The sequence below is a fragment of the Vibrio sp. S9_S30 genome, from assembly GCF_014694455.1.
Lineage (GTDB): Bacteria > Pseudomonadota > Gammaproteobacteria > Enterobacterales > Vibrionaceae > Vibrio.
In genome coordinates this window covers 104,587-130,827 of sequence record NZ_JAAUWT010000008.1, presented here as the reverse complement: position 1 = coordinate 130,827, position 26,241 = coordinate 104,587, and the positions used below count along the sequence as shown (strand labels likewise).

The following is a 26,241-nucleotide window of genomic DNA, read 5'->3' as shown; positions in this document are numbered from 1 at the left end:
TATCTGAAAAATAGATACCTAAGCCATGTGTGATTTAAAGAAATGAAATCCATTTAACTTATTGAATTATAGTTGTTAAATGATGGTTTACTTGAAGATGCACTGGGTAAAGGCGTGTCGTGGTATCTAATTTATTAATAGATGGGTTAAGGAAAACAGAAATGCAGCCAACCATGAAGCAAATACGCTATTTTATCGCGACCGCCGATTCGGGGCAGGTCTCTCAAGCCGCGAATGCCATGCACGTTTCTCAGTCTGCGATTACGACGGCAATAAAGTCATTGGAAGAGATGCTGAACGTTAACCTGTTTATCAGACAACCTCATGGCATGTTGCTGACGTATGAAGGGAACCAGTTCTATCAACATGCCACGCACATTGTGAAAGAAATCGAAGAAGCCATGCTGCTTTCGCACCGCAGTTCCAACCAAGTGCAAGGGGTGATCAAACTGGCGATGTCTTACACCGTGGCAGGGTATTTTGTTCCCCCTTATCTCACGCGTTTCTCGCGCAGCTACCCTAAAGTGGAGGTGAAGCTGGTGGAAGCGACTCGGAGCGAAATTGAAGAAGGGGTGGTGTCGGGTGATTTCGATTTGGCATTTATGCTGACGTCCAACCTGATGAATCAAGAAGACATCAGTTTTCAAACGTTGCTCAGTTCGCCTCGTAGGCTTTGGGTCAGTTCTAGCCACCCATTGTTGGAAAACAAGCTCGCGACGTTTCACGATATTGCTCAATACCCCTACATCATGCTGACCGTGGATGAAGCCAGCAACACCGCACAGCGCTATTGGAACCAAACGCCTTACCAGCCCAATACCATCTTTCGCACCTCTTCAGTGGAGTCCGTGCGGAGCTTAGTGGCCAACGATTATGGCGTTACCATTCTCTCCGACATGGTGTATCGCCCTTGGTCGCTGGAAGGGCGGCGAGTCGAGGTGAGACCGCTGGCGGATCATGTACCGGATATGGAGGTGGGGTTAGTGTGGTCTAGGAAAAAAGAGCGCACTACGGCGGTGGCGGCGTTCTGCGAATTTATGGAAATGTCGGTGTCACCGAATCAAGATTTGATGAATCGGTTTTAAGATCGGTTAACAGAAGCCCCCCGATTTTCAGGCATGACGTTAAGTGATTGCCCCATGTTGAACGTACCTTGAAGTACTAAAACAGACCCCAAGTGCAGAGGTTATTATGCGCGCGCTAAGCTTTATTCTTTCCGTGTTTTTGCCTAATAATGCGAGTCGCCACACGCTTCTAAGCCTATACGCACGGGTGGTAAATTTGCTAATTTGGTCAATGGGTTAGGGTAAGAGATAAGTCGATGAAGAATGGCATGTCTGTTAGTTAGTGTGCGCGACGACATAGATAGACAGTCAAATGATTTTTCGCTCAGCGATACAGCCAAGTCAGCGCCATTAGACATAATGCCTCAAGCGTTAATCGGTAGTGCCTCAAGCGTTAATCGGTGTCGTGTGAGTGTGACCGATCCTCGGGTAGGGAGTGCCAAGTCATCCGTTAAGTATCCGTGTTATTCACTAATTTAGGTAAATTAAAATGAAATTTTTTGATGATGTTGTAGAGGTCGAAAACAATGGCCAATTTTTTGCTATTGCATTGGACTCAGAAACGGATGAGCAACGAAAGCTCACCATGGATTTAAGAATAGATACATCCATTTGTAGTTTTGAGGGGATTAAACTCTCAATAGTTTGCTTTCCTGATGTGTATGTTTATCGAGGCAAGTTGGATTCCGACGAAGAGGCGAAAGCACTATCCGATAAAATTATGCAGTTAGCCAATAACGTGGACTGGAAAAATAACAGTATTCATAGCCCACACAACATTCATAGCCCATACAGTAATGCCTAACAAATAAGGGGGCGCTGCCTGCGCGGTTTTCTTAAGGCGAGAGCAGGTAGAAAAAGGCTGAGAGTGTTTCCATCACAATGGGCTCATGCGCAACTGTTGGTCGAAAGAACGCATTGCCCCGTTAATGAATGCGTTGCGACGCAAAGTCGTTACCTATGGGTATTGACACAGTATCCCCTCATCGTATCAACACATCTGTCTTTGCAGCCCACTCATATCCAGCAAGCGGGTTGCAATTTCTTCAACCGATAGGGAGGTGGTGTTCAGGTAGGGGATCGCTTCTCTGCGGAACAGCGATTCCACCGTATTGAGCTCCTTCTCGCATTGATCATGGCTGGCGTATTCACTGTTGGCCATTCTTCCTTCTCGAATGGCGTGCAGCCGTTCGGGTTCGATGGTTAGACCAAATGTTTTATATCGATAAGGTTCGATGCTCGATGGCAGTTTTAACCGCCCCATATCCTCTTCGATGAAAGGATAATTCACGGCGCGAATTCCAAATTGCATCGCCAAATAGAGGCTGGTCGGCGTCTTCCCACAGCGCGAAACACCCAGCAAAATGATGTCGGCTTGGTCGAGATTGTTTAGTGAAATGCCGTCATCATGAGCGAGTGTGTACTCAATTGCAGCGATCCTGTCCATGTAGCTACCCACGTCTTTGCTGATGCTGTGAGATCGTTGCAGTTTGGGTTTCGGCTCGAGCCCAAGGTCTTTACTCAGCGGTTCAACTAAGGACTGAAGGACATCGTAGAACTGTGCAGTGGCCTGCTCGATAACCTGCTTGACCTCTGGCACAACGATGGAAAAGAACACCAAAGGCTTGTTGCCTGTCTCTTCAAAGGCTTTGTTTATCAACCCTTTAACATATTCAGCCCGTTCAATATTTTCGACAAAAGGGAGGGTTGTCTGCCGTGTTTCGATAGAAAATTGTCCTAAAACCGCGTGCCCCATGGTCTCGGAGGTGATGGCAGTACCGTCTGAAATATAAAACACATCACGAAAACTAGTTTTGCACTGCATAAAAAGTTGAATCCTTAAAATAAATTTGTAGGGTGGGTTTCATAATAAAAATATAACTATACCTGAGTGAATTTATACCTATACCTAAGAGCCTAGTGACGTAAGTCGGTGCCGATAAGATTAAGGGTATATATTTACATTACAGGGGATCGATACCCGTAAGTGTGACGCTGCCAGAAAAATTTTTTCATCCTCAGCCAATCGTTTGCATGTATTTAGCCCATAAAACCCTACAGATCCAATAACAAGGAGAGTATCCCATGCAACAAAATGTTGTTTGGTATGACGCTTTATCAATGAATGATGTTGATAAAGTTGGTGGTAAAAACGCTTCACTCGGTGAAATGGTCGCAAACCTTGCTAACGCAGGTGTGAAAGTCCCTAACGGTTATGCCACCACCTCTTTTGCGTTTAACCAGTTCCTCGAATCCGGTGGACTGAATGAGCGTATTTATGCCCTGCTGGAAAAACTCGATGTTGATGACGTTCAAGCACTGAAATCAACCGGAGAAACCATTCGAAATTGGGTGCTTGAGCATCCATTTACCCCTGAACTGGAAGCGGATATCCGCCAGTGTTATGCGGAGCTTGGTGAAGGCGACGACATGCTGTCGGTTGCTGTTCGTTCTTCTGCTACGGCGGAAGATTTGCCAGACGCTTCTTTTGCGGGTCAGCAAGAAACATTTCTAAACGTACGTGGTATCGATGCGGTTATTGAAGCGACGAAACACGTTTTTGCTTCCTTATTTAACGACCGTGCTATCTCGTATCGCGTACACCAAGGTTTCGACCACAAAGGCGTCGCCTTGTCTGCGGGTATCCAACGCATGGTTCGTTCCGACAAAGCGTCGTCTGGCGTAATGTTTACTTTGGACACCGAATCGGGCTTCGACCAAGTTGTGTTCATCACCTCTTCATGGGGATTGGGTGAAATGGTGGTGCAAGGCAGCGTCAACCCAGATGAATTTTACGTGCATAAGCCAAGCTTACAGGCGGGTCACCACTCGGTTGTAAGGCGCACACTGGGTTCGAAGTTGATCAAGATGGTCTACGCGGAAGGTTCTAAACTGGGGACTCAAGTCGACATCATCGACACCACGGTGGAAGAAAGAACCTCTTTCTCGTTGAACGATGATGAAATTCAGGCGTTGGCGCAACAAGCTCTGATCATTGAAAAGCACTACGGTCGCCCGATGGATATCGAGTGGGCGAAAGATGGCGTAACAGGGGAGCTCTTGATCGTTCAAGCACGCCCCGAAACTGTGCGCTCACGTGACGATAAAAACGTGATGGAGCGATTCCACTTAAACCAACAATCCGAAGCCTTGATTGAAGGCCGGGCGATTGGTCAGCGAATTGGCTCGGGTGTGGTGCGCGTGGTGGACTCTCTTGACGAGATGGATCAGGTGCAAGCAGGCGATGTACTCGTTGCCGACATGACGGATCCAGATTGGGAACCGGTGATGAAAAAAGCAGCGGCGATCGTCACCAACCGTGGCGGACGGACGTGCCATGCGGCGATCATTGCCCGTGAATTGGGCATTCCAGCCGTTGTGGGCTGTGGCAACGCGACAGAGCGACTCCAAAACGGCACTCAAGTAACGGTATCGTGTTCGCAAGGCGAAACGGGCTATGTGTATGAAGGTGAGCTGGATTTCGAAATCCGCCGTTCATCGGTAGACGATTTACCGGAACTGCCGCTAAAAATCATGATGAACGTGGGGAATCCAGACCGTGCGTTTGATTTTGCCACCATTCCAAATGAAGGCGTCGGTTTGGCACGCTTGGAATTCATCATCAACAAGATGATAGGCATCCACCCGAAAGCGCTATTGAATTACGACGATCAGCCTACGGAAGTGAAAGCTGAAATCGACCGCCGCATTGCGGGCTATGCTAATCCGGTCGAGTTTTACATTGAGAAACTCACCGAAGGCATTTCGACACTCGCTGCGGCGTTCTGGCCAAAACGTGTGATTGTACGTATGTCGGATTTCAAATCGAACGAGTATCGTAACCTTGTGGGGGGGGTTCGCTACGAACCCACTGAAGAAAACCCAATGCTTGGTTTCCGTGGTGCGTCTCGTTACATTTCCGAGAAGTTCGAAGACTGTTTCGCACTGGAATGTGAAGCCATGAAACGTGTCCGTGGCAAGATGGGGCTGAAAAACGTGGAAATCATGATTCCATTCGTTCGCACCGTCAGTGAAGCGGCATCGGTGATTGACTTGCTCGCGAAGCACGATTTACGCCGTGGCGACCAAGGTTTAAAAGTCATTATGATGTGCGAATTGCCATCCAATGCCGTGTTGGCCGATAGCTTCTTGAAGTACTTCGACGGCTTCTCGATTGGTTCGAACGATATGACTCAGCTAACGCTAGGGCTAGATAGAGATTCCGGTGAAATTGCCCATCTGTTTGACGAGCGTAACGAAGCGGTAAAAGCCATGCTCTCGATGGCGATTCAGGCAGCGAACAAAGCGGGTAAATATGTGGGCATTTGTGGGCAAGGACCATCGGATCACGATGATCTTGCACAATGGTTAATGGAACAGGGGATTGACTCCGTTTCACTGAACCCAGATACCGTGCTGGAAACCTGGTTACACCTCGGGAAATAGAACGACTGTATACAAAGAAGCCTACGTTTTACTCTTTATTCTGGTTTTATTCTTGATTCCAATAAGAGTGGGCTTCTTTGATGTCAGGAGTTGGGTAAGCGTTTAAAACCAATATTGTATTTCGGAATATACGGAGGAGATGTTGGATTTCGCTTCGTAAATCTTATACCCCGCCACTATAGAAATATTATCCGACAATTGAATTCCTAAGTCTCCGCCATAAGAAAAACCAAACTTGTTCTCTGTATCTTCTGGGCTTTTTTGAAGGAAATAATTGATACCAACAAGAAATGAAAGGTTCACATTGCTTGTAATCGGTAAAGTGAGTCGGGTGTTATTGGCAATGCTTTGTGTCGTATATGCGCGCTGTTTACCGATTGAAGCCAATTGCCATTCATTGGATACCAACAACCCTCCAAATGTGTCTGAATAATTATGCCCGTAATTGAGAGTGTACCCAGCTTCTCTGCCTTGTTCTTTTGTCGCTGAAGAGGCATATCCTAGAGAGAAGTACTGCTGACCCTGAACAACCATTGGGGCAACGGAAAAAGATAAGGCTACACATGCCGACCATATTGCTTTCATCAGATATCTCCTTGTGTTAGAGGAATCGAGAAAATTCTGAGTTTCAAAGTATTCGATAGAACCGTTGTAAGAATGTTCAAGCGCTCATTTGAAAATTCAGTACTTCCCAATTTTTTGTAAACCATTGTGCTCGTTAGTAAAGAGGACGTTTGGATGGCCTAATCTTTCAGCGTAGTACACTTAGCATTTATATCAACGTTAATCATTACACCCAAGTAGAGGCGATGAGGATCCTGCATTCGTACTCTGTCACTTCCCGCTTTTTTTCAATACACAATATGAATGTACATGCTCAGCAATGAGTTCTACTGAGTTCATATATCCTCTGCCAATCTTGTGATCACACTCCAATATTCCTACAAATCCGATGTTGAGTGGTTAAATATCGATCAAATGTATGCAGTGTATACACGGTATCCAGATGAGCATCAATTTGACAGAGAGAATCCAATGCGAAATCACCGTTATGATTACTTGACGGCTTCCGAGCAAGCGTATCGGGTGATACGAGCCATGATTCTTGAAATGAAGCTTCTGCCGCATCAACCACTATCGGAGCAAATGCTGGCGGATAAGCTGGAAATGAGCCGGACTCCCGTTCGTGAAGCCGTGGCTAGGCTAACCACAGAAAGGCTGATAGATAACGCGTCTAGGCGTCAGTTGATGGTTGCCCCAATTCGGGTAGCCCTGTTTGAAACCGCGTATTACGTAAGAAGAACATTGGAAGGCGATTTGGCGCAATTGGCAGCAAAAGCAAGCACCAGCGAGCTGGATCAACTCAATTTGCAAACCTGTTTGAATGAGCAAGAAATTGCGGCAAGAACCAAGAACTCAGGGATGTTTTACAACTCGGATGAACGCATGCATCAATTGATTTGTGAATGCGCAGGTAAACCGTTGGTGTGGCCCATTATTTTGGATTCTAAGTTTCATATGGATCGCATTCGAAAGCTGATTTTAATGAGTCGTAGCACGATATTAACGGACTTGATTGACGAGCATCGGCAAATTGTTCATGCCATTTTGGTGGGCAATGCACCGGCGGCGAGAAACGCGATGTTAGACCACATTGCTCATGTCTTCCCAGATTTGGATGTGATTCAAAAACAGTTTCCAGACTATTTTTCTCAGTAAGCGCTTTGAACGGGCGCATTTTTCTCAGCCATTACTGCATCATCAAGGACGAGGAGTGAGTGATGAAAAGCGAAAACAACAACGTTGTGCTGGTCACCGGTGGCTCTAAAGGAATAGGGCGTGCCATGGTGGATAGATTCATCGAAGCGGGCTACAAGGTGGCTTTTTTCTGTAACGACTCAGCGTCTTGTGAGTCCACGTTGTCGGACCATGGGAATGGCGAAAATCTCTTGGGTATCGTCTTAGACGTCAGTCAGGCGAAAGAGGTTAAAGCGGGCGTAGAAAAGGTGGTGCACACGTTTGAACGCCTTGATGTGGTGATCAATTCCGCGGGGATACAACGCTATGGTGACGTAGTGGAAACCAGCGTAGAACTGTGGAATGAAGTCCTCAGCGTGAACCTAAATGGGGTATTTCACACCTGCAAATACGCGATTCCCGAAATTCGCAAACAAGGCAAAGGGGCGATCATTAACATTGCTTCTATTCAGTCTTATGCATCGCAAACCGGCGTGGCAGCTTACGCCGCCTCCAAAGGCGCGATTTTACAGCTCACACGGTCTATGGCATTGGATTGCGCCGCCGATCGCATCACCGTTAATGCCTTGTGTCCGGCGTCGGTCAACACCCCTATGTTGCACTGGGCTGCCGATTTATGGAAAGGCGAGCAGTCGAAAGAGCAAATCCTGGAGTCTTGGGGTCACGCCCACCCATTAGGCAGGGTGGCTGAACCCCGTGAATTGGCCGAGCTCGCGTTGTTTATTGCGCAAGGCAAGTGTTCATTTATGACGGGCGCCGACATTCGGGTAGACGGCGGAATCATGAGCCAAATTCCCATAATATTGCCGGAATAAGCGCGCGACTGACATAAGCGTATTGCGTTGGAAAATTTACAGTGTATTGCGTTTGAAAATGTACAGCGTATTGCTTTTGAAAGTGCACTGCGTATTGTTTTTGAAAGTGCACTGCGTATTGCTTTTGAAAATGTACTGGAAGACACGTACCGCTTGAAAACGCATTGCCGAAATAAGGAAACCAAGAGTATGGGCATCAACTACCGATCCGAATCATTTCTGAAGTCGCACATTCAAAGCATTGTGGACTTTTATCACCCTGATTGTTTGGATATCAAGCGCGGCGGATACATCAACCAGTTTAGGGATGACGGTTCTATCTTCGATATGGATACCAAGCATCTTGTTGGCACGTGTCGTTTTGCCTTCAATTACGCTCTGGCTTACCTCATGACTGGCGACAAGCAATACCAGCAAGCGGCGGAGCATGGCGTGCGTTTTTTGTTGGAGCACCACAAACAACAAGATGGCGGTTATGCGTGGGTCTTGAACGGGGTAGACGTTGAGGATGGAACGCGACATTGCTATGGCCACGCCTTTGTTTTGCTTGCCGCCGCCGCGTCCATCAAAGCCCATGCCCCCAGTGGTCGAACGCTATTGAATGATATTTGGGATGTGCTTGAAGTGCGGTTTTGGGATAACGATGCGCAGCTCTATGTCGACGAGATCTTAGCAGGCAGCTGGAGCAACATATCGCCTTACCGAGGGCAAAACGCCAACATGCACATGTGCGAGGCCATGATTTGCGCCTATGAAGCCACAAAAGAACAACGATTCCTCGACCGAGCGGTGACCTTAGCGAAACGTATTTGCGTGGAGTTAGCGAGCCATTCCGACGGGTTGATCTGGGAGCATTACGACCAAGATTGGCGCCACGATTGGGAATACAATCTGGATGACCCGAAGCATCTGTTCAGACCATGGGGCTACTTACCTGGGCATTTTACCGAATGGTCCAAATTGCTTCTTATCTTGTCTCGTTACCACAAAGAGGATTGGATGGTTCCGACAGCCGCTCATTTGTTCGATGTCGCGACGCAAGTGAGTTGGGATGGGGAATCGGAAGGCATGAATTACACCTTCTCGCCAGAGAACGAAGTGGTGGATACCGACCGATACTATTGGGTCGTGGCAGAAACCATCGCTGCCGCTGCGGCGCTTGCCGTGGAAACGGGCGACAACACATATTGGCAATGGTACGACACGCTATGGGGCATTGCCGACCGACATTTTATTGATCATACCTACGGAGGTTGGTTTCGGTTGCTCGACCGCAACAACCAAAAATACGACAACCTAAAAAGCCCACCAAGCAAAACGGACTATCACCCATTGTCTGCATGTTTTGAAGTTCTGCAGAGTTTAAAGCGAATTTAACCGCGTTCCGAATATACGCCTGACAGCGTTCTTTCGCTAAGAGAGGTCGTTGTAACCAAAATAGGGTGCTCTCACCGAGAGCTGCCACGGGTTTGGCGTGTCTTTAAAACGCAATTCTGTTCAAAAGGACAAGGAATAGAACCATGTTTAAATACAAAGCGTTTAACTGTGAAAAGCATTACTGGAAAAAATTTAACTGCAAAAAAATTGCATTGCTGAGTGCCATTCTCAGCACCACCGTTTTTGGATTTACGTCGCCCAGTATCGCCGCTGAAAAGGACAAGCCGCTGCGTTTTACCTACCTGACTCAAACGGGGATCGACAACACATTTTGGCAGACGGTTAAGCGCGGGATGGACGATGCGTGTTCCTTGCTAAAAGCCGATTGCCAACTGCTGTTTACGCAAGAAAATGGCAATCTCCAAATGCATCTTCAAAACATTGAGACCGTAACCAACCAAGGTGTGGACGGAATAGTGACGGTTGTGGTTGATGACAATTTGTACGATGAAGCGCTGCAACGGGCCGTCGATAAAGGCATTCCTGTCATTGTGTCGAATGTGGATGACACGCAAGGAGAGCTTGGCAATGCTCGGTTAGCGTTTGTTGGGCAAGATTTGTTTCAAGCTGGCTACGAGGTGGCGAAAGGGTTGGCGGCACAGTTTGATCGAAGCAAACCGGCGCACGTGTTGTTAGGTCTTGCCAGGCCGGGGGAAAGCTGGGCAGAGGATCGCATTGGCGGTGCGAAGAAGTACCTGAATGAATTAAACGCAGAAAACCCAGACTGGAAAATCACCTTTGATGTGATTGATTCGGGTAACGACTTATCGATTACAGGCTCCAGAATATGCCAGTACATTCAGGGGCGTCCAGAAACCAATGCGGTGATCGGAGCGGGTTTTTGGTTTGCAGGCGCAGGGGAATGTTTACGCGATTTGGGTAAAAAGCCGAACGAAGTGTTGATGGGGGGCTTTGATCTTGTGCCCATTTTGATTGATGAAATGAAAAAAGGGTACGTGCATTTAACCGTAGACCAACAACCGTATTTGCAAGGTTACCTGCCCATTCTCCAACTCTATTTGATCAATAAATTCGGCTTAAGTGCATGGGATGTCAACACGGGCAAAGCGCTGATCACCAAGAAAGATATCCCCGCTCTTGAGAAGTTCATTGATCAGGGAGTTCGCTAACCATGGAACAAGAATTAAGGGGCAGTTCTGCCCCTATTCACAAGGAACCAAGAATGAAGCTGCGAAGACAACTTAAAGATTTTCTTTCAAGACCAGAAGTCAGCGCCTTCATAATGTTGATGGTCATGTTAGCGATTTTTTCGGCGTCCAACCCTTACTTTTTGACGCTGAACAATTTCATGATCATCTTGCAGCCGATTCCTGAAATCACACTGATAGCGATAGGTGTCACCATTTTGATGGTGTCGGGTGAGTTCGATTTGTCGGTGGGCTCGGTTTTCGCCTTTTCACCCATGATCATGGTGCTGCTCTTAGCAACGGGCATTCCGGTTGGTCTGGCCATCGTGGTGGCGCTCATTGGTGCGGCGGCGGTGGGGCTGTGTAATTCCTTTATTACGCTGAAAATCGGTTTGCCTTCGTTCATTACCACGCTGGGCATGTTGTTTATGATACGCAGCCTGACCATTGTCATGTCGGGAGGTTTTCCACCGCCATTTCCGCGGGATATGGATACATCATGGTTGGTTGGGCGTGTGGATCTTTTACGCGCCTCTATCTTCTATTTGGTGGCCTTCGCGATTGTGTTGTCGATGTGGTTGAGAAGAACGGACTTTGGTAGCTGGATCTACGCCACTGGGGGCAATACGCAAGCGGCGCACGACATGGGCATTAATACGGCGTTGGTCAAAACGTGCGCGTTTGTTTTGTGTTCGGTGCTCGCAGGTTTTGCGGGCATCATCCAATGTTTTCGGATTAAAGCGATCATTCCCACTATGGGCACAGGGTTCGAACTTCACGCCATTGCCGCCGCTGTTATCGGTGGTGCTGCCCTCACTGGAGGGGTAGGAACGGTGATGGGAGCCATTATTGGGGCACTTCTGATCGCCTTCATAGAGAACATCATCATCATTAATCGCATTGACGCCAACTGGTTTAAGTTTGCGGTCGGCGCGATGATTGTTTTCTCAGTCGCTCTCAATGCCTACACCCGCCGCATGGCGGACAAAATGAAAGTATAGGAGGCGGAAACATGGAATCTCCTTTACTGGAATGTCGCAACATATCGAAATCCTACGCGGGTGTAGAAGCCTTGCAGAACGTCAACTTATCGATAGGGCGCGGTGAAGTTATTGGGTTAATCGGCGATAACGGAGCGGGTAAATCGACCCTGATCAAAATTCTGTCTGGTGTTCATACCCAAAGCAGCGGTGACATTTATATCGATGAACAGCCGGTGACGATCCGTAATCCGAGGCACGCAATGAGTTTAGGCATTGAAACCATTTATCAATACACCGCCATGGTGCCGGAAATGTCGATTGTTCGGAACATGTTTATCGGTCGAGAAATGCGGCGAAAAGGGCCAAGAGGATTTGGGTGGCTGAATGAATCCAAAATGGCGGAAGAAGCGGTAAAAGCGATTAAAGATGTTGGCTTGGATCTGGAACACCCACATCGCCCGATAAAAGAACTGTCGGGTGGGCAACGGCAAGGTGTTGCAATAGCCAGAGCCATCTATTTTCGGTCTCGAATTCTTATCTTAGACGAACCGACCAATCACCTCTCTGTGAAAGAGACGGATAAGGTTTTGGAATACATACAAATGCTGAAAAATCAGGGTGTGACCTGCATTTTTATCAGCCACAATTTACACCATGTGTCTCAGGTATCCGACCGTATTATCGCCATGGCGCGAGGAGAAAAAACAGCAGACCTTCCCATTGAGGATACGTCGGTTGAACACATGACTAGGCTAATAAGCTAAAGGGGATGAGCATGAAATACCCAAAAATTACCGACATCAAAGCAACGACAATCACGGTGCCATTAGAAGCGCCATTACGTCATTCGAATGGTGCCCATTGGGGGCGATTTGTGCGAACCGTGGTTCAGGTAGAAACCGATGTTGGTCTTGTTGGGCTAGGGGAAATGGGGGGAGGCGGGGAGTCCGCCGAGGCCATGATTGTTGGCTTGAAGTCATATTTGCTTGGGCATAACCCTTTTGAGCTCGAAGCGCTGCGTATGAAGATATGCAACCCAACCGCTAGTTTATACAACAACCGAACGCAGTATCACGCGGCGATCGAATTTGCCTGTTTGGACATTTGTGGAAAGTTTCTTGGTGTTCCTGTGTACGATTTGCTGGGAGGTAAAGTCAGAGACGAAGTGGAATTTGCGAGCTACTTATTCTTCCGGTTCAACAATGACGAAGGTTATGGAGAGGTGCGCACGCAAGAGCAACTCTTGGCGCACGCACGTGAATTAAAGGAACGGTACGGTTTTCGGGTCCACAAGCTTAAGAGCGGTGTCTTTCCACCGAAATATGAGTTGGCGCTGTTCCGCGCGTTAGCGCACTCGTTGCCGGAAGACAAAGTGCGATACGATCCCAACGCGGCATTCTCGGTCGAAGAAGCCATTTGGTTTGGTCGTAACATTGAAGATCTTAATAACGACTACTACGAAGACCCAACATGGGGTCTGAATGGGATGAGAACCGTCAGAGACCGCGTAAACATCCCAAATGCGACCAACACAGTCGTCATTAATTTTGAGCAGCTTGCGACGAATGTGCGCGACCCTGCTGTGGATGTCATTCTGTTGGATACCACCTTTTGGGGAGGGATCCGCAATTGCATTAAAGCCGCCAATGTTTGCGAAACGTTTCAAACCAGCGTTTCGGTGCATTCGTCTGGTGAGCTGGGTATTCAATTGGCAACCATGTTGCACCTAGGCGCGGTTTTACCCACGTTAACGTACGCGGCAGACGCCCATTATCACCATCTTACTGATGATGTGATCAAAGGCGGAAAGATGACGTACCGAGATGGGAAAATACAAGTTCCGACCACGCCTGGGCTTGGGGTTGAGCTGGATGAAGACAAACTGAAACATTATGCGGAACTGTATAAGAAGCTGGGCGGTTACCTTTACGACAGAGACCCGTCGCGCCCCGATTGGTTTGCCTATACCCCAAATACTCAATGGGCCGATCCGAACGGTTAAGCACGTTCGGTGACGTAAGTCATAAGGAGAGTGAAATGGACACGTCAAACTCACCCCGCGATTCTGATAAACACAGCGTCCTCGACGAACAATCGAGCCATATCCGTGTCGTTTCGGATGCACGCTTTTCTGTTGGCGAAAGCCCGCTTTGGCACCCAGATGAAAGCAGCTTGATCTTCGTGGATATTATTGACAAGGCGCTGGTTACGATGGATCAACAAGGCCATTGCACTCGCGTACCGACGCAAGACTTCCCAACCGCCTGTGCATTGGTCGAGCAATCCAGCTCGCACCTTATTGTGGCGTTTGCACAAGGCGTCAGTTTGGTCGACAGGCGTAGCGGAAAAGTCACCCCTGTTTGCCAGCCAGATCAAATGCAAGGAAATCGGCTTAATGAAGGTAAATGTGACCCTAAGGGGCGCTTTTGGGTGTCGTCGATGCAAACGAATCTTCATCCAGATGGTAGTGGGAAAGCCATGGGCAGGGAGTCCGGTGCGCTCTTCAGTGTGTTGGGTGATGGCTTCGCTAAACGTTGGACGGAGTACCATATCGGTTTAACCAACACCATGGCATGGTCGCCAAACAGAGAAACCTTTTACTTTGGCGATTCTATGAATAACGTGATTTGGGCGTACGACTATGAATTAGACACGGGATCGGTGAGCAACCCACGCGTTTTCTTTGAGCATTACCTCAATGGCGTGCCGGATGGATCGTGTATCGACAGCGAAGGGTACTTATGGAATTGCCGATTTGGCGGGGCAGAAATTATACGGATTGCGCCGGATGGATTGCTTGATTCGGTGGTGCGTTTACCTGTGACGAACCCAACTAGTTGTACCTTCGGCGGTGAACGTGCAGAGACGCTATACATCACCTCTGCGCAGTTCACGTTAACGCCAGAGCAGTTGAAGCAAAACCCAATGGAAGGGGCGGTTTTGAGTTTTAAACCTCATGTTGGCGGCGCATATGAATACCCCTTTGCTTGTGCCGATAACCTGCTGAGCCAACTCCATTTATAAAGGAAGACGATATGACAATCATTCCCAACGATGATAAGGCGTTATGGATCGGAAGAGTTTGGTCTGATGATGCTGGTGGACCTTTGGTTGTGTTGGTGAAGAAAGGGCAGGTATACGATCTCACTCATTACGCCTCCACCGTGAGTGAACTGCTCGATAGCGATCAGCTTTTGTCTATTTTGACGGCTTGGGACAAGACGCCGATAGCTTCATGGCAAACCGTGGCTGAATCCACAGACACCCCATACTGCTTGCTTGCACCATTTGATTTGCAAGCAATCAAAGCCGCAGGTGTGACCTTTGCCGTCAGCATGTTAGAGAGAGTGATAGAAGAAAACGCCGATGGCGATCCGCAAAAAGCCGCGGTATTGCGGCAGGAGCTGATTGACGCAATCGGTACCGATTTAGGCAAAGTAACCCCCGGCAGTGACCAAGCCATGCAATTGAAGTTGTTGCTGCAAGAAAAGGGGTTGTGGAGCCAATATTTGGAAGTGGGGATAGGATCAGACGCGGAAATTTTCACCAAAGCGCAGCCGATGTCGAGTGTGGGGTTTGGGGCGCGTATTGGGGTTTTGTCTACGTCGTATTGGAATAACCCAGAACCCGAAGTGGTACTGGCTGTTAACTCGAAGGGAAACATTGTGGGCGCAACATTGGGTAACGATGTCAACCTTAGGGATTACGAAGGGCGGAGTGCGCTTTTGCTTGGTAAAGCCAAAGACAACAACGCGTCGTGTTCGATTGGACCATTAATTCGCGTATTCGATGATGAGTTTTCTCTCGTAGACATTGAACGCGAAATTGTTCACCTTTCCATTGAAGGAAGCGATGGGTTTTCTTTGCATGAATCGTCCGACATGGGAAAAATCAGCCGTTCACCCGAGCAGCTGGTGAGCCAATTGATGGGCAACCATCATCAATACCCCGATGGCGTTGCGCTGTTTTTGGGGACGATGTTTGCACCCATCCAAGATCGGGATGAACAAGGAAGCGGCTTTACCCATAAAGTGGGCGATATCGTGCGCATTCATTCTCAACATTTAGGGCGGCTGCAAAACACGGTCGATCACTGTGAAAAGTTGCCACCGTGGACGTTTGGCGTGCGTGCGCTGTATCGGTATTTGAATACTCACCAGTCAAACTAGGGTCAACCGACTCTAAAACGGCGTTTGGATAAAAGGATGAATCTTTATGGTGAACCTAGGAAAAATCGTGATCGGAGGAGGGTGGGAAAGCGGAGAAGGAGAGCCCATCTATGCCGCGAACCCCAACAACAATCGCCCTCTTTCGCAAGCGTTTCACTCTGCGAGCCTTTCGCAAGTGGAAAGGGCATGCAGAGAAGCAGGGAATGCGAGCATGGCATTCTCTAACAGTGCAAACATCACGCGAAGTGAATTTTTGCGTACCATTGGTGAAGGGTTATTAAGCCGAGAAGCCGATATCGTCCAATTCGGTACGCTCGAAACTGGGTTACCAGAAGCGCGCCTAAAGGGAGAGTTACAGCGAACCGTTGGTCAGCTTAACCTGTTTGCCAACCTACTGGCGAATGGGCATGCGTTTGATGAACGGTACGATGAAGCCCTGCCAGACAGGACGCCGCTCCCAAGGCCCGATTTACGCTTAGTGAAACGCGCAATAGGATCGGTGGCGGTGTTTGGTGCCAGCAATTTTCCCTTGGCATTTTCTGTTGCGGGTGGCGATACAGCTTCGGCATTGGCTGCTGGGTGCCCTGTGATTGTTAAAGCGCATTCTTCGCACCCTTATCTGTCTTATTTTGCGGCTTCAGCCATCGTGGAAGCGGCACAGAAAACCGACATACCTACTGGTGTTTTCAGTATGATTTATGGCAGTGGGAACACCGTTGGTCGTCATTTGGTGACTCACCCAGCCGTGAAAGGCGTTGGGTTCACCGGTTCGAAACAAGGTGGGTTAGCGTTAAACCGTTTGGCGCAGGGGCGCGACGTGCCCATTCCGGTTTATGCGGAAATGAGCAGCGTTAACCCTGTTTTTCTTTCTGCCAAATCCTTAGCTAACCACTCGGAATCGTTAGCAAAAGGGTTATCTGATTCGGTGTGCCTTGGTGCTGGGCAATTTTGCACTAATCCTGGGCTGATTCTTGTTTGTGAGGGAAATGAGACCGAGCCGTTTATACAAAGGTTAACGATGAACACCCACGCTCAACCCGCTCAAACCATGCTCAATAGAGGGATCTATGAGGCTTACTATGCGGGAATAGAACGCTTGGAGTCACTGGGTGCCACGGCGTTAAAGTCGGGCATGAGATCTACAGGTGGTGTGAGCTCGCAAGTCAATGGTAAAGAGAATCAATGTGAACCTGCGTTATATCGCATTTCTGGAGAGCAATTCTTAAACGCGCCGAATGATTGGCAGCCGGAAGTTTTTGGGGCATCAACACTCGTCGTTGTAGCCAAGGATGAAGCGGAGGTTTTGGCGATTCTTCACACGATGGAAGGTCAGCTAACCGTTACATTTTGGCTGGATGCGGAAGAGGATCCCGAAATACACAAACCGTTGATAGCACAAGCGGAGCACATCGCTGGTCGAATCATCTTTAATGGCTTCCCCACCGGAGTCGAGGTGTGTCAGTCGATGGTTCATGGGGGGCCCTTTCCTGCCACAACCAATGGCCAATTCACTTCCGTAGGCTCAACGGCTATAGAGCGATGGTTACGACCGATTTGTTTTCAAAATGCGCCTGACTGGCTGTAAGACCGATTGGGTGTAAGAATGGATAAAAAAAAGCCCGCATGCAGCGGGCCTCTTGTTTTAACCAAGCGAAATCATATATTGACGATGGCATTGTGCCTGAATGCCTCATGATTACCACGTTTGAATTTATTCTCATTCTGAATTTTCGATGTACCACAAATTGATCATGTAACTGACAAGTTAGAAGCTTTTGCATTTAATTTATCCCTAAGCATTTGGGGTTACTTAGGTAGAGCTCCGTCCCTCAATGTTGATTAGGTTTGTTGGCTTTTTGTGAGCTCTATTTTGAATGATCTGAATTTCCCTTTTTTCGTTGGAGTTTGTGTTGGTCACAAGGCGAAGTTACGTGCGGCTTTGATCTTATTTTACTTATATTTGATGGGGTTAATGGAAAAATAGCCAATGGAAACGGGGCTTTTATCTGACATTTCGGGCAAACGCATAAAAATTTTTAAATAAAACTTGCGTATAAATAAGGATGTTCTAAATTTTAATTAAGCTCATTAAGAAAGCTTACTTCCTATAGATGATGTAGATTTTATCCTCTGGGTGGAGGAGAGGCGCCTTTGGCAGAGCTTGACTGTCAAAGGCGTTTTTTTATTTTTCAGATGTGCCTAGGTCAACACGTTCCAAATGGTGAGAGAACGATGAAATGAAGTCATCAATGTCTTGTCTGTCTTCATCGGACAGCTTGTAGTCCGGTTTTCGGCAGTACGACGTTGCAATGAGCCCACGCCTTTTTAGTATTTCTTTTTCTACCGCAATAATGTACTCACAGTGCGTCATCCATTTATTGATGTATTGGAATAACTGCTTGTGCAGTGCCAATGCCTTACTTTGATAACCAGACTGTTGTAGCCGATAGATTTCAACGTAGATTTCAGCAAATGAGCAGCCCGGCATCACCCCTTTTCCTCCGATGTTTAACATATCCAACATATACAGGCCCGCGTAGCCGTTCATGATGACGGCACTGGGGAGTAATGACAGTAAAGCCTGAGCGTATTCTATAGGTGGGTTGCACTCTATTTTGAATACCGCGTGAGAATGACCTTCTGTGATGGCTTTCATTTGCTGTGGTGTTATGGTGACCCTCGTTTCGGTAGGAGCGTACTGAATGAGCACGGGAATATCGACGGCACTCAACACACTTTGGATATGGTGAATAATGTGTTCAGCTCCAGGGTTTAGAAAGTAGGGCGGAAGTAGCATGAGTGAATCCGCGCCTTGCTCTTGGTACGCAATGGCTTGTTGTACCGCCAACTCGGTTGCGTGCTCGGTAACGGATATACAGCTAAAGACGCCTGAATTTGCGGTGGTTTCACAAAACCAACGTGAGAGTGACGTTTTTTCTTTTTGGCTGAGTTTGTAAAATTCACTGGCAATGCCAAATAAAGTGAGCCCTTGGCAGCCTGTACCAATGAGATGAGAGACTAACTTTTTAAAGCTTTTTGTATCGACATGGCCCTTGTCATCGAATGGCATCGCAACGATTGGGTTTACGCCGTAGATATCTTGTGAACGCATCATTTTAATATTGCCCCATGCCTGCTACTCGATTCATTGGTGGATGCTTCTCGGGTAATCCCGTTTAGGCTAGAATCCTGCGGCTCTAGTGACATCCAACTGTCTCGATACGCTTTCGCGCGCCGCTCTAAATCCGAAGGCTTGATGCCTTTCTTATATAAACCGGATCCTAAACCAAACCCATCAACCCCAACATCTCGGTAGGATTGCATCTGCTTAGAATTGGCCTCAATACCGCCTGTAGGGCAGCAAATCATGTCGGGAGGCAACACCGATTTGATGGCTTTCACACCTTGGGGTTGTATTAACTCTGCCGGGAAAAATTTCAGGGCGGTTGTACCATGTTCAATGGCGGCAAAGGCTTCGGTGGGGGTTTGAATACCTGAAAAGACCACGCAATCATGTGCCCGAGCTGTGCGAATAACGTCTGGGCTCATATTGGGTGTGACAATTAATTTAGCGCCCGTCTCGATAACGGGCATCAATTGCTCTACGTTTGTGACGGTTCCTGCACCAATTAACGCTTCACCCTCAAAAGTTTGCATGAGCTGCGTTATGCTTTGAATCGCATTGGGTGAATTCAGTGGCACTTCAATAAACCGGAAGTCATGCTTTATGAGAATACGCGCGATTTCAATAACGTTGTTAGGTTCTACTCCGCGTAATATTGCGATAAGCGGTAAAGCCTTAAACCATTCGTGATCTCTTAATTGTTTAGTATTCATGATTATTTCCACTTTTGTATATTTTAGTCATCCCCTTTAAGAAGCACTGGTCGCCATCCATCCGTTGGTGTTTTATATTTAAATGACTTAGGGCATCGGAATAGGGTTGGCTTAAATGATTGGAACCAATCAGGTAGAGTTTGTTGTCTTTGTTCACTAAAGACAATTCGTGACCAATTAAAAGGCCGGAAATAAACGCATGAACATGCTCTTGCTTTATTTTATTGGTTAAACGGAATGTTCTGGCGCTAAATAGTATGTGATTTAATGGGTTACTGATTCCCATATCCATTCCTTTATAAAACACATCGTTATTGTTCGTTTGTTTTGGCAAAGCTTTACCGAGCAAACTGTGTTCGACCAGTATGGAATACAGCTCCCCTGTCATAACGGTGGAAAATTGGATGAGTTTGCCGTTCTTCCAGTGGGCGTGTTTACTGTGTGTACCGTAGAGAATGGCACTGAAATCTTGGCTCAGTAATTCACTTAATCCAATCAGTTGAACTTCCTCCCCACGCATCACATCAGGGTAGCCAAACGCGTTCTGACAACGGATACCAGGGATGATTTTTCCGATAGCACCAGACAGCAATGGCACGGTTTTGATACCACGTACAATCTCATTAACGGATGCAGGAGCCGAGGCGTAGGGCACTTCACACCAACCCTGCTGGGAGCCTACCATTCCGGCCATGAGTACAGGTAGTGGATCCGATTCCGTTATCCAGCGATCGATAAGGTGGTCGAATTCTGCTGAAAACTGGTTAGGTTTAATGGAAAGAAGCCCTTTCTTCGCGCGAATGGAGTCCAAGCATTCGCCGGATTCCGACATCAAAAATGCTCTAAAGTTGGTTGTTCCCCAATCGACGGCAATCCAGTTTCCCTTCATATATGACTCCATGTATTACTTTATTTTCACTCTTGTAATACAAGAGTGTTAAGCGCAAAACAGTGTATTGTCCTCTTACGATGGTTGGCGAACTAGCGTATTAAATAACGACCGTCCATGTCCTTAACGGTCTTGCTTATTGCACCTAAAACAATGTCACGCATTAGCTCTCGGGCGCGCTCTGGGTTTCTCATTCGGACGGCATTCATCACTCTGTAGTGATCTTCGAGTGCGGGTTTGCTTAGTGTGACGTTTTGTTCCAACGTTCTTGAAAACGATACCGCCATGGTGGTTGTAAGCGCATCGCCGAGTGACATCAAAAATGGGTTTTTAGTTGCCACTAACAATTGCTTGTGAAACGCTATATCGCCACTATGGATCTGTTTTCTGTCACTTTTTTCTAGCCCTTCTGCCATCATGTTGTAGCTTTTTTCAATAGCAGCAAGGTTATCGCCAGTAGCGTTTAATGCGGCAAGCGCTGCTGCGTCGGGCTCTACCATTAAACGAACCTCTAATAAATGGGGCAGAAAAGTGTCAGAGTCCTTGTACTGCGTAACCCAAGAGAGCACGTCATGATCGAGCCAGTTCCATTTGTCTGGCGTATTGGCCACACTTCCTACTTTTGGGGTTATCGTGATTAGCCCTTTACTCGCCAATGTTTGCAATGCACTTCTTACTGATGTTCGAGAGACGCCCATTGCTTGCGCCAATTCGTTTTCTCCTTTGAGGAAGGAGCCTGCCGGAATGTTTTCCTTTAACACGTCGTAAACAATTTGATCTATCGCTAGCGTAGATTTGGATTTCTTCATTTATGAATGCATGATTTCAGTTCTTGTCATACATGCTAGGTTAAAAAGTAACCATAAACAGTGAGGGGTATCTCATTAATGATGTGATTGCAACGAGTCCACTGAGGGGAGCGAATACGTTTAACGGCCTGATATTAATGAGTGAACGTGTTTAAGTAGTGAGTTTCATTTCTTCTGAGGGAAGATCGTTCACTTGTTCAATAAGGTAAGAAAAATGCGCAGTGGCTTGATGCCCAGTCTATTTTTCGGATGGTTATCTTGTTGATAGCTAGGATACTGATGGTTATGGTGTTGATAGCTAGAGTACTGATAGATAGAGTACTGATAGTTATGATAGCGACAGTTTTGATCGTTGTGTTAATAAAAGCGGCGTGGTGATAAATAAGAGGCGTGGTGATAAATAAGAAAAGAGGCAGCTTAATTTTCCTCGACACCGATAAGAGTTGGCGTGTGCCGAGGGGGTCTGAAAATTAAACAGCCAAAGACAAGGATGAGAGATGAACCCTAACATTTACGACGTTAGGCTCTTTATTATTTGCCATTCTGTGTGACCAGAAATGCCATTTTTTATTCGAATCGACCGTCCCGCTCGATGAACTCAATCTTGTACCCATCTGGGTCTTGCAAGAAAAAGAACTTAGCCAAACGCTCGTTATTGTGGAAAAACTCTTTCACTGGTGTTGGGTCTAATCCAAACTCAGTGACGGTATGATAGTGCTTATCGATGTTGTCTACTGATACTGCCAAATGACCGTAACCCGAACCGTGTGTATAGGGTTCTTTCTGATCATGATTGTAAGTCAGCTCAAGCTCGAAACGGGTTTCTTCATTTCTAAGATAGATAAGAGAAAAGCCATCAAAGTCAAAGCGATCTGCGACAGATAAGCCAAGGGCTTTGTGGTAGAAATCGAGCGATTTATCTAAATCGAAAACACGAATCATGGAGTGTATTGCTTTCGTCATGTATTGCTCCTGATCGTTGTTGGTCGCTATTATTGTAGGATTTTGTGATTTGGTGGTGGTATTGGAATACTACATTTCAATTTTATTACATCGTTTTTGAGGTGATGAGCATATAAAATCCGTTTCATTCATTATGAAGCCTCATTATTGAGGTAGGTGACGAGAAACCAAACGCACAAAAATGCAAAAGGAACGTAGTATGAAATACAGTTGGGTATTGTTTGATGCTGATGAAACGCTGTTCAGTTTTGATGCATTCAAAGGCTTACAAACCATGTTTTCCCGCTTAAATGTTGAATTCAGTCAGGAAGATTTTGAAGAATACCAGTTGGTGAATAAACCTTTGTGGGTAAAGTATCAGGATGGGGAAGTCTCCGCGAAGCAACTCCAGGAGGATCGTTTTGTCGTTTGGGCAGAAAGGCTTAATGTGCATCCATCTGAATTGAATCGGTTATTTCTGGATGCAATGGCTGATATTTGTCAACCGCTGCCTTTCGTTGCAGAAACGTTGGAACAAATCAGCCAACATGCTCGCCTTGGGATCATCACGAATGGGTTTACTCAGCTGCAAAGTATTCGCCTAGAACGAACGGGGCTAAGCCATTTCTTCGATCATGTCATCATTTCTGAAGAAGTTGGAACGGCAAAGCCTGATGTCGCTATTTTTGATGCTGCGTTTGAAAGGATGGGGCATCCTGAAAAAAAACAAATCTTAATGGTGGGTGACAACCCTCACTCGGATGTGTTGGGGGGATTGAATGCTGGCATTGATACCTGCTGGTTAAATGTTGATGGAACGCCAGCGCCAGAAGGCATTACACCACACTATGAAGTGAAGTGCTGGAGAGAATTACAAGCTCTGTTACTGGGTTAAATTTGGACTGCACCTCACGGTTTTAAACCACTATTGGTCTGTGTAAGCTTTCTTTGTTTTGTATCATGATTTCCAGAAAAGCGCCGAATTACTATGACCTTAGATTACTAAAGAGAGTGATGTTATGAAGCGTTTTTTTCCTTCGTCTGTCATGCTTACGCCGTTTGTTGTCCGATATTACAATAGTGACAATGCTTTATTCGAATCGGGACGCATCAATTCAGATAACGATGAAGTTCATGAAATGGAAACGGAAAGCAATGAAAGCAAAGAAGCTGAGGAGTCAGGGGCTTCGGCTACGCAATCAATGAGTGAGGCGGGGCAGATTCAAAGTTAAAGCTTGCGTATCTGCCCAAGCATATGAGAACACTTCAGTATAGGAGTGCCGCAGTATAGGAGTGCCGCAGAGAAAATGGCGACGTTTGCCTATTCATCTATTCATCTGTTTGTCTATTTACTCTTTGTTCAGACTGAGTCTGACTCGGTACAGACTAACAAAATCGAGTTAAGCGAACTCTTTTTGTAAGTAAGAAACGATATCACCGGATTCATACATCCACGTTGTTTCGCCGTCTTTTTCAATACGAAGGCAAGGGACTTTGACTTTGCCTCCACCATTTTCTAATTCTTCTCTATGGGTTGCGTTATTTTTTGCATCGCGCAATTCAGTGTTCAGTGATTGTCTTTTCATTTGACGGCGCACTTTCACGCAGAATGGACAAGCATCGAATTGATAAAGGGACAGTTGTTTGGTTTTTTGGTCGATGATTTGCTGTTCATTTTGATCGCGTTTTACTCCTCTTGGAGAGAAAACAAAATTCAACCCTAGGATGACCTTACCCAAAAACCAACGTATCAACTTCATTGTTTGCTCCTTACTGCAGATGTTGCACTGATAATTATGTCGAAACGACCAAGAACTTATCTTAAATCCTGCTCATTGCCAACCAATTGAGAGACTATGTGATATTGAGGATCGCGGTCGGAACGCTGTATATCTAAAGGCGTTTGAGCGTATACCTTTTTAGAAAACGCAATTGCGTGTGCAGAAAGACAAATATTGCAGAGAGAACTGGGATTTTAACGGAGGATAGTATATTTTAAACCGCCTTTGAATAAGAATGATTACTATTGAGGTTTCTGTCGGCGGTGTTTAAGTTCGTTTTTATTTTACTTGTTTTGAGTGCTGGTTCACTTTTTGTTGGTGTTGCTGACTTAAGCTTGCAAAAGTTACTGGTAGGCGATGAAGCCACATGGGAAATTTTGCTCATAAGCCGTATTCCGCGTTTGCTTGCGATTTGGTTGGCAGGCGCGGGTTTGAGTATTGCTGGTTTGATCATGCAGCAGATCAGTCAAAACCGGTTTGCGGCGCCATCGACGTCTGGCACCATTGAATGCGCGATGCTCGGGTATTTAATGAGCATTCTTATCTTCGGGCACGGTGAAAATCTCTTTCTTATCTTTGGCACTTCCATCCTAGGTACGTTGCTTTTCGTACGATTCATTCACACCATACAGTTTAAGAATGCCATTTATGTCCCCTTAGTTGGCATCATTTTCGGTAATGTGGTGTCGGCCGCTTCGACCTTTATTGCTTATAAATTTAACCTTGTTCAAAGTTTATCGACGTGGGCTATCGCGAACTTTTCTACCGTTTTACAGGGGAATTATGAATTACTTTACATCGCCGTACCTATCGCCGTATTCAGTTACGCGTATGCAGCGAGATTCTCTGCCGCGGGAATGGGGAAGGATTTCGCTACAAATATAGGGCTCAATTATCAACAGGTCGTCATTGTTGGCGTGATATTGGTCTCTATGACTTCCGCAAGCATTGTGATGATTGTTGGCGAACTGCCTTTTTTAGGGCTGATCATCCCCAACATTGTGGCGGCTTATATGGGAGATAACATTCGTCGCAATATCCCTTACACAGCGTTATGCGGCGCCATTCTTGTCTTAATTTGCGATGTGGCTGGCAGGTTAATCATCTTCCCTTATGAAGTTCCTATCTCAATGATCATCAGCATTCTTGGTGGATTCGCTTTCTTGTTCCTTATTTTGAAGGGGAAGCATAATGCGTGACAGAGTCGTCTTAACGGGTTTTTTAATCGTCGCTTTGTTGTTTATTTTTCTGTTTGTTGGGTTGGGGCTCAACGCAGATAACTATGAATACTTTTTATCCCGCCGAGTGCCTAAAGTGATGGCGATTGTTATCGCTTCCATTGCGATTGCGCAATCTTCTTTGGTGTTTCAAACCATTACACATAATCGGATATTAACCCCGAGCATCATGGGATTTGATTCGCTCTATGTGCTTATCCAAGTGTGCATTTTAGCCGTTTTAGGTGGGGTGGGTTCGGTGCTGCTAAGTTCCTTTGTTAACTTCTCAATATCCGTCGCTGTTATGGTGGGATTCTCGTTAGTACTTTTTGGTTTCTACTTTCGGAGAGAAAACGCTAACATCATGACGCTTCTACTGACCGGTGTGATTTTCGGGCAGTTATTTTCCAATATAGCGGGCTTCTTTATGATGATAATGGACCCGACAGAATTTTCCTTCCTCCAAGGTGCCATGTTTGCGAGCTTTAATAACGTGAACAGTGATTTGGTTTATATAGTTTTAATTCCGCTTTCCATTGTGATTGGCTGTTTGTATTTCTTACATAATAAGTTGGACGTTTTCTGGCTTGATAAAGATAACGCGTTGAGCCTAGGTGTGAACGTAAGCAAAGTAACGAAGCAAGTCTTGGTGCTGGTTTCTATTTTAATAGCGGTTTCCACTGCACTGGTTGGCCCCATTCTTTTCTTTGGCTTGCTCGTCGCTAACCTGACGAGGCAATGCTTTCAAACCTATCGCCATAAAATACTAATGACGGGTGCTGCTTTAATGGGCGTTTGCATGTTGCTGAGCGGGCAATGGGTGATAGAACGTGCATTTGAATTTGAAACAACACTGAGTGTTATCGTGAATTTTGTTGGTGGTCTGTATTTTCTGTCCCTGCTGATCCGGCGGAAAGTGTAGTTGATGAGACAGAAAATGCCGTTG

The 26,241-nt window shown here is 46.5% G+C and carries 25 protein-coding genes; 17 read left to right on the top strand and 8 right to left on the bottom strand.

Translation table 11 applies throughout. The features are described from left to right. The first annotated feature begins 161 nt into the window (after nt 1–161). Both HC752_RS11595 and HC752_RS11590 read left to right on the top strand, forming a co-directional pair. Nucleotides 162–1,085 (top strand): LysR family transcriptional regulator, encoded by a 924-nt coding sequence (locus tag HC752_RS11595; protein WP_190335283.1) that lies wholly within the window; start codon nt 162–164, stop codon nt 1,083–1,085. Between the two features lie 469 nt (nt 1,086–1,554). Next, nucleotides 1,555–1,869: a hypothetical protein gene (locus HC752_RS11590; RefSeq protein WP_190335282.1), complete on the top strand. Its 315-nt coding sequence runs from the start codon at nt 1,555–1,557 to the stop codon at nt 1,867–1,869. A 186-nt stretch (nt 1,870–2,055) separates the two neighbouring features. Here HC752_RS11590 and ppsR read toward each other — a convergent pair whose 3' ends face one another. After that, a complete protein-coding gene (gene ppsR / locus HC752_RS11585) occupies nt 2,056–2,889 on the bottom strand; it encodes a posphoenolpyruvate synthetase regulatory kinase/phosphorylase PpsR (protein ID WP_190335281.1) in 834 nt (277 codons plus the stop codon). A 260-nt stretch (nt 2,890–3,149) separates the two neighbouring features. Here ppsR and ppsA point away from each other — a divergent pair, with 260 nt between their 5' ends. After that, nucleotides 3,150–5,510, top strand: a complete 2,361-nt coding sequence (gene ppsA, locus HC752_RS11580; RefSeq protein WP_190335280.1) for a phosphoenolpyruvate synthase — start codon at nt 3,150–3,152, stop codon at nt 5,508–5,510. Nucleotides 5,511–5,612: 102 nt separating this feature from the next. Here ppsA and HC752_RS11575 read toward each other — a convergent pair whose 3' ends face one another. Next, complete coding sequence (locus HC752_RS11575) at nt 5,613–6,095, bottom strand: outer membrane beta-barrel protein (RefSeq protein ID WP_190335279.1); 483 nt, start codon at nt 6,093–6,095, stop codon at nt 5,613–5,615. 450 nt (nt 6,096–6,545) lie between these two features. On the opposite strand from HC752_RS11575, the gene HC752_RS11570 reads away from it, so the two are divergent. From HC752_RS11570 to HC752_RS11525, 10 genes are all read left to right on the top strand, one after another. Further along, nucleotides 6,546–7,229, top strand: coding sequence for a GntR family transcriptional regulator (locus HC752_RS11570; RefSeq protein WP_190335278.1), 684 nt, complete (start codon nt 6,546–6,548; stop codon nt 7,227–7,229). 62 nt (nt 7,230–7,291) lie between these two features. Continuing rightward, nucleotides 7,292–8,083, top strand: a complete 792-nt coding sequence (locus HC752_RS11565) for an SDR family NAD(P)-dependent oxidoreductase (protein ID WP_190335277.1) — start codon at nt 7,292–7,294, stop codon at nt 8,081–8,083. Between the two features lie 27 nt (nt 8,084–8,110). Beyond that, on the top strand, nt 8,111–9,460 hold the full coding sequence (locus HC752_RS11560) for an AGE family epimerase/isomerase (protein ID WP_238930497.1): 1,350 nt from the start codon (nt 8,111–8,113) through the stop codon (nt 9,458–9,460). A gap of 143 nt (nt 9,461–9,603) precedes the next feature. Next, a complete protein-coding gene (locus tag HC752_RS11555; protein ID WP_190335276.1) occupies nt 9,604–10,650 on the top strand; it encodes a sugar ABC transporter substrate-binding protein in 1,047 nt (348 codons plus the stop codon). Between the two features lie 53 nt (nt 10,651–10,703). After that, nucleotides 10,704–11,669, top strand: a complete 966-nt coding sequence (locus tag HC752_RS11550; protein ID WP_190335275.1) for an ABC transporter permease — start codon at nt 10,704–10,706, stop codon at nt 11,667–11,669. Nucleotides 11,670–11,680: 11 nt separating this feature from the next. Next, nucleotides 11,681–12,415, top strand: coding sequence for an ATP-binding cassette domain-containing protein (locus HC752_RS11545; protein ID WP_190335274.1), 735 nt, complete (start codon nt 11,681–11,683; stop codon nt 12,413–12,415). A gap of 11 nt (nt 12,416–12,426) precedes the next feature. Further along, complete coding sequence (locus HC752_RS11540) at nt 12,427–13,653, top strand: enolase C-terminal domain-like protein (RefSeq protein WP_190335273.1); 1,227 nt, start codon at nt 12,427–12,429, stop codon at nt 13,651–13,653. A gap of 35 nt (nt 13,654–13,688) precedes the next feature. Next, on the top strand, nt 13,689–14,675 hold the full coding sequence (locus HC752_RS11535; protein WP_190335272.1) for an SMP-30/gluconolactonase/LRE family protein: 987 nt from the start codon (nt 13,689–13,691) through the stop codon (nt 14,673–14,675). 11 nt (nt 14,676–14,686) lie between these two features. Continuing rightward, nucleotides 14,687–15,820 carry a fumarylacetoacetate hydrolase family protein gene (locus HC752_RS11530; RefSeq protein ID WP_190335271.1) on the top strand — a complete coding sequence of 378 codons (1,134 nt, stop codon included), beginning with the start codon at nt 14,687–14,689 and terminating at the stop codon, nt 15,818–15,820. A gap of 46 nt (nt 15,821–15,866) precedes the next feature. Continuing rightward, nucleotides 15,867–17,405, top strand: coding sequence for an aldehyde dehydrogenase (NADP(+)) (locus HC752_RS11525; RefSeq protein WP_190335270.1), 1,539 nt, complete (start codon nt 15,867–15,869; stop codon nt 17,403–17,405). Nucleotides 17,406–18,002: 597 nt separating this feature from the next. On the opposite strand, the gene HC752_RS11520 is transcribed toward HC752_RS11525, so the two are convergent. The 5 genes from HC752_RS11520 to HC752_RS11500 all read right to left on the bottom strand — a co-directional run bounded on the left by HC752_RS11520 (nt 18,003) and on the right by HC752_RS11500 (nt 22,318). Then, entirely contained in the window at nt 18,003–18,935 is a 933-nt protein-coding gene (locus HC752_RS11520; protein WP_190335269.1) for a dihydrodipicolinate synthase family protein, read from the bottom strand. Further along, nucleotides 18,932–19,657, bottom strand: coding sequence for a 2-dehydro-3-deoxy-6-phosphogalactonate aldolase (locus HC752_RS11515; protein ID WP_190335268.1), 726 nt, complete (start codon nt 19,655–19,657; stop codon nt 18,932–18,934). Before HC752_RS11515 ends, HC752_RS11520 begins: the two co-directional genes overlap by 4 nt. After that, nucleotides 19,647–20,546, bottom strand: a complete 900-nt coding sequence (locus HC752_RS11510) for a 2-dehydro-3-deoxygalactonokinase (RefSeq protein WP_190335267.1) — start codon at nt 20,544–20,546, stop codon at nt 19,647–19,649. The genes HC752_RS11515 and HC752_RS11510 overlap by 11 nt, the downstream gene beginning before the upstream one ends. Before the next feature lie 92 nt (nt 20,547–20,638). After that, the gene (locus HC752_RS11505) at nt 20,639–21,355 is read right to left on the bottom strand and encodes a FadR/GntR family transcriptional regulator (protein ID WP_190335266.1); all 717 of its coding nucleotides are present in this window, start codon (nt 21,353–21,355) and stop codon (nt 20,639–20,641) included. Between the two features lie 567 nt (nt 21,356–21,922). Then, a complete protein-coding gene (locus HC752_RS11500; RefSeq protein WP_190335265.1) occupies nt 21,923–22,318 on the bottom strand; it encodes a glyoxalase superfamily protein in 396 nt (131 codons plus the stop codon). A 199-nt stretch (nt 22,319–22,517) separates the two neighbouring features. Here HC752_RS11500 and yjjG point away from each other — a divergent pair, with 199 nt between their 5' ends. Next, nucleotides 22,518–23,192, top strand: coding sequence for a pyrimidine 5'-nucleotidase (yjjG, locus tag HC752_RS11495; protein ID WP_190335264.1), 675 nt, complete (start codon nt 22,518–22,520; stop codon nt 23,190–23,192). A 124-nt stretch (nt 23,193–23,316) separates the two neighbouring features. Beyond that, entirely contained in the window at nt 23,317–23,529 is a 213-nt protein-coding gene (locus HC752_RS11490; RefSeq protein WP_190335263.1) for a hypothetical protein, read from the top strand. Between the two features lie 168 nt (nt 23,530–23,697). Here the strand turns inward: HC752_RS11490 and HC752_RS11485 are convergent, their stop codons facing one another. Continuing rightward, complete coding sequence (locus HC752_RS11485) at nt 23,698–24,057, bottom strand: glutaredoxin domain-containing protein (RefSeq protein WP_190335262.1); 360 nt, start codon at nt 24,055–24,057, stop codon at nt 23,698–23,700. 284 nt (nt 24,058–24,341) lie between these two features. Here HC752_RS11485 and HC752_RS11480 point away from each other — a divergent pair, with 284 nt between their 5' ends. After that, nucleotides 24,342–25,277, top strand: coding sequence for an iron chelate uptake ABC transporter family permease subunit (locus HC752_RS11480; RefSeq protein WP_190335261.1), 936 nt, complete (start codon nt 24,342–24,344; stop codon nt 25,275–25,277). Then, entirely contained in the window at nt 25,270–26,217 is a 948-nt protein-coding gene (locus tag HC752_RS11475; RefSeq protein WP_190335260.1) for an iron chelate uptake ABC transporter family permease subunit, read from the top strand. Before HC752_RS11480 ends, HC752_RS11475 begins: the two co-directional genes overlap by 8 nt. Nucleotides 26,218–26,241: the final 24 nt, after the last annotated feature.

Coding starts and splice junctions, on each gene's coding strand:
- yjjG (WP_190335264.1), top strand. CDS start 22,518: ATGAAATACAGTTGGGTATTGTTTGATGCTGATGAAACGCTGTTCAGT.
- HC752_RS11575 (WP_190335279.1), bottom strand. CDS start 6,095: ATGAAAGCAATATGGTCGGCATGTGTAGCCTTATCTTTTTCCGTTGCC.
- HC752_RS11550 (WP_190335275.1), top strand. CDS start 10,704: ATGAAGCTGCGAAGACAACTTAAAGATTTTCTTTCAAGACCAGAAGTC.
- HC752_RS11500 (WP_190335265.1), bottom strand. CDS start 22,318: ATGACGAAAGCAATACACTCCATGATTCGTGTTTTCGATTTAGATAAA.
- HC752_RS11570 (WP_190335278.1), top strand. CDS start 6,546: ATGCGAAATCACCGTTATGATTACTTGACGGCTTCCGAGCAAGCGTAT.
- HC752_RS11510 (WP_190335267.1), bottom strand. CDS start 20,546: ATGAAGGGAAACTGGATTGCCGTCGATTGGGGAACAACCAACTTTAGA.
- ppsA (WP_190335280.1), top strand. CDS start 3,150: ATGCAACAAAATGTTGTTTGGTATGACGCTTTATCAATGAATGATGTT.
- HC752_RS11590 (WP_190335282.1), top strand. CDS start 1,555: ATGAAATTTTTTGATGATGTTGTAGAGGTCGAAAACAATGGCCAATTT.
- HC752_RS11595 (WP_190335283.1), top strand. CDS start 162: ATGCAGCCAACCATGAAGCAAATACGCTATTTTATCGCGACCGCCGAT.
- HC752_RS11540 (WP_190335273.1), top strand. CDS start 12,427: ATGAAATACCCAAAAATTACCGACATCAAAGCAACGACAATCACGGTG.
- HC752_RS11565 (WP_190335277.1), top strand. CDS start 7,292: ATGAAAAGCGAAAACAACAACGTTGTGCTGGTCACCGGTGGCTCTAAA.
- HC752_RS11485 (WP_190335262.1), bottom strand. CDS start 24,057: ATGAAGTTGATACGTTGGTTTTTGGGTAAGGTCATCCTAGGGTTGAAT.
- HC752_RS11545 (WP_190335274.1), top strand. CDS start 11,681: ATGGAATCTCCTTTACTGGAATGTCGCAACATATCGAAATCCTACGCG.
- HC752_RS11520 (WP_190335269.1), bottom strand. CDS start 18,935: ATGATGCGTTCACAAGATATCTACGGCGTAAACCCAATCGTTGCGATG.
- HC752_RS11475 (WP_190335260.1), top strand. CDS start 25,270: ATGCGTGACAGAGTCGTCTTAACGGGTTTTTTAATCGTCGCTTTGTTG.
- HC752_RS11555 (WP_190335276.1), top strand. CDS start 9,604: ATGTTTAAATACAAAGCGTTTAACTGTGAAAAGCATTACTGGAAAAAA.
- HC752_RS11490 (WP_190335263.1), top strand. CDS start 23,317: ATGAAGCGTTTTTTTCCTTCGTCTGTCATGCTTACGCCGTTTGTTGTC.
- HC752_RS11515 (WP_190335268.1), bottom strand. CDS start 19,657: ATGAATACTAAACAATTAAGAGATCACGAATGGTTTAAGGCTTTACCG.
- HC752_RS11525 (WP_190335270.1), top strand. CDS start 15,867: ATGGTGAACCTAGGAAAAATCGTGATCGGAGGAGGGTGGGAAAGCGGA.
- ppsR (WP_190335281.1), bottom strand. CDS start 2,889: ATGCAGTGCAAAACTAGTTTTCGTGATGTGTTTTATATTTCAGACGGT.
- HC752_RS11505 (WP_190335266.1), bottom strand. CDS start 21,355: ATGAAGAAATCCAAATCTACGCTAGCGATAGATCAAATTGTTTACGAC.
- HC752_RS11535 (WP_190335272.1), top strand. CDS start 13,689: ATGGACACGTCAAACTCACCCCGCGATTCTGATAAACACAGCGTCCTC.
- HC752_RS11530 (WP_190335271.1), top strand. CDS start 14,687: ATGACAATCATTCCCAACGATGATAAGGCGTTATGGATCGGAAGAGTT.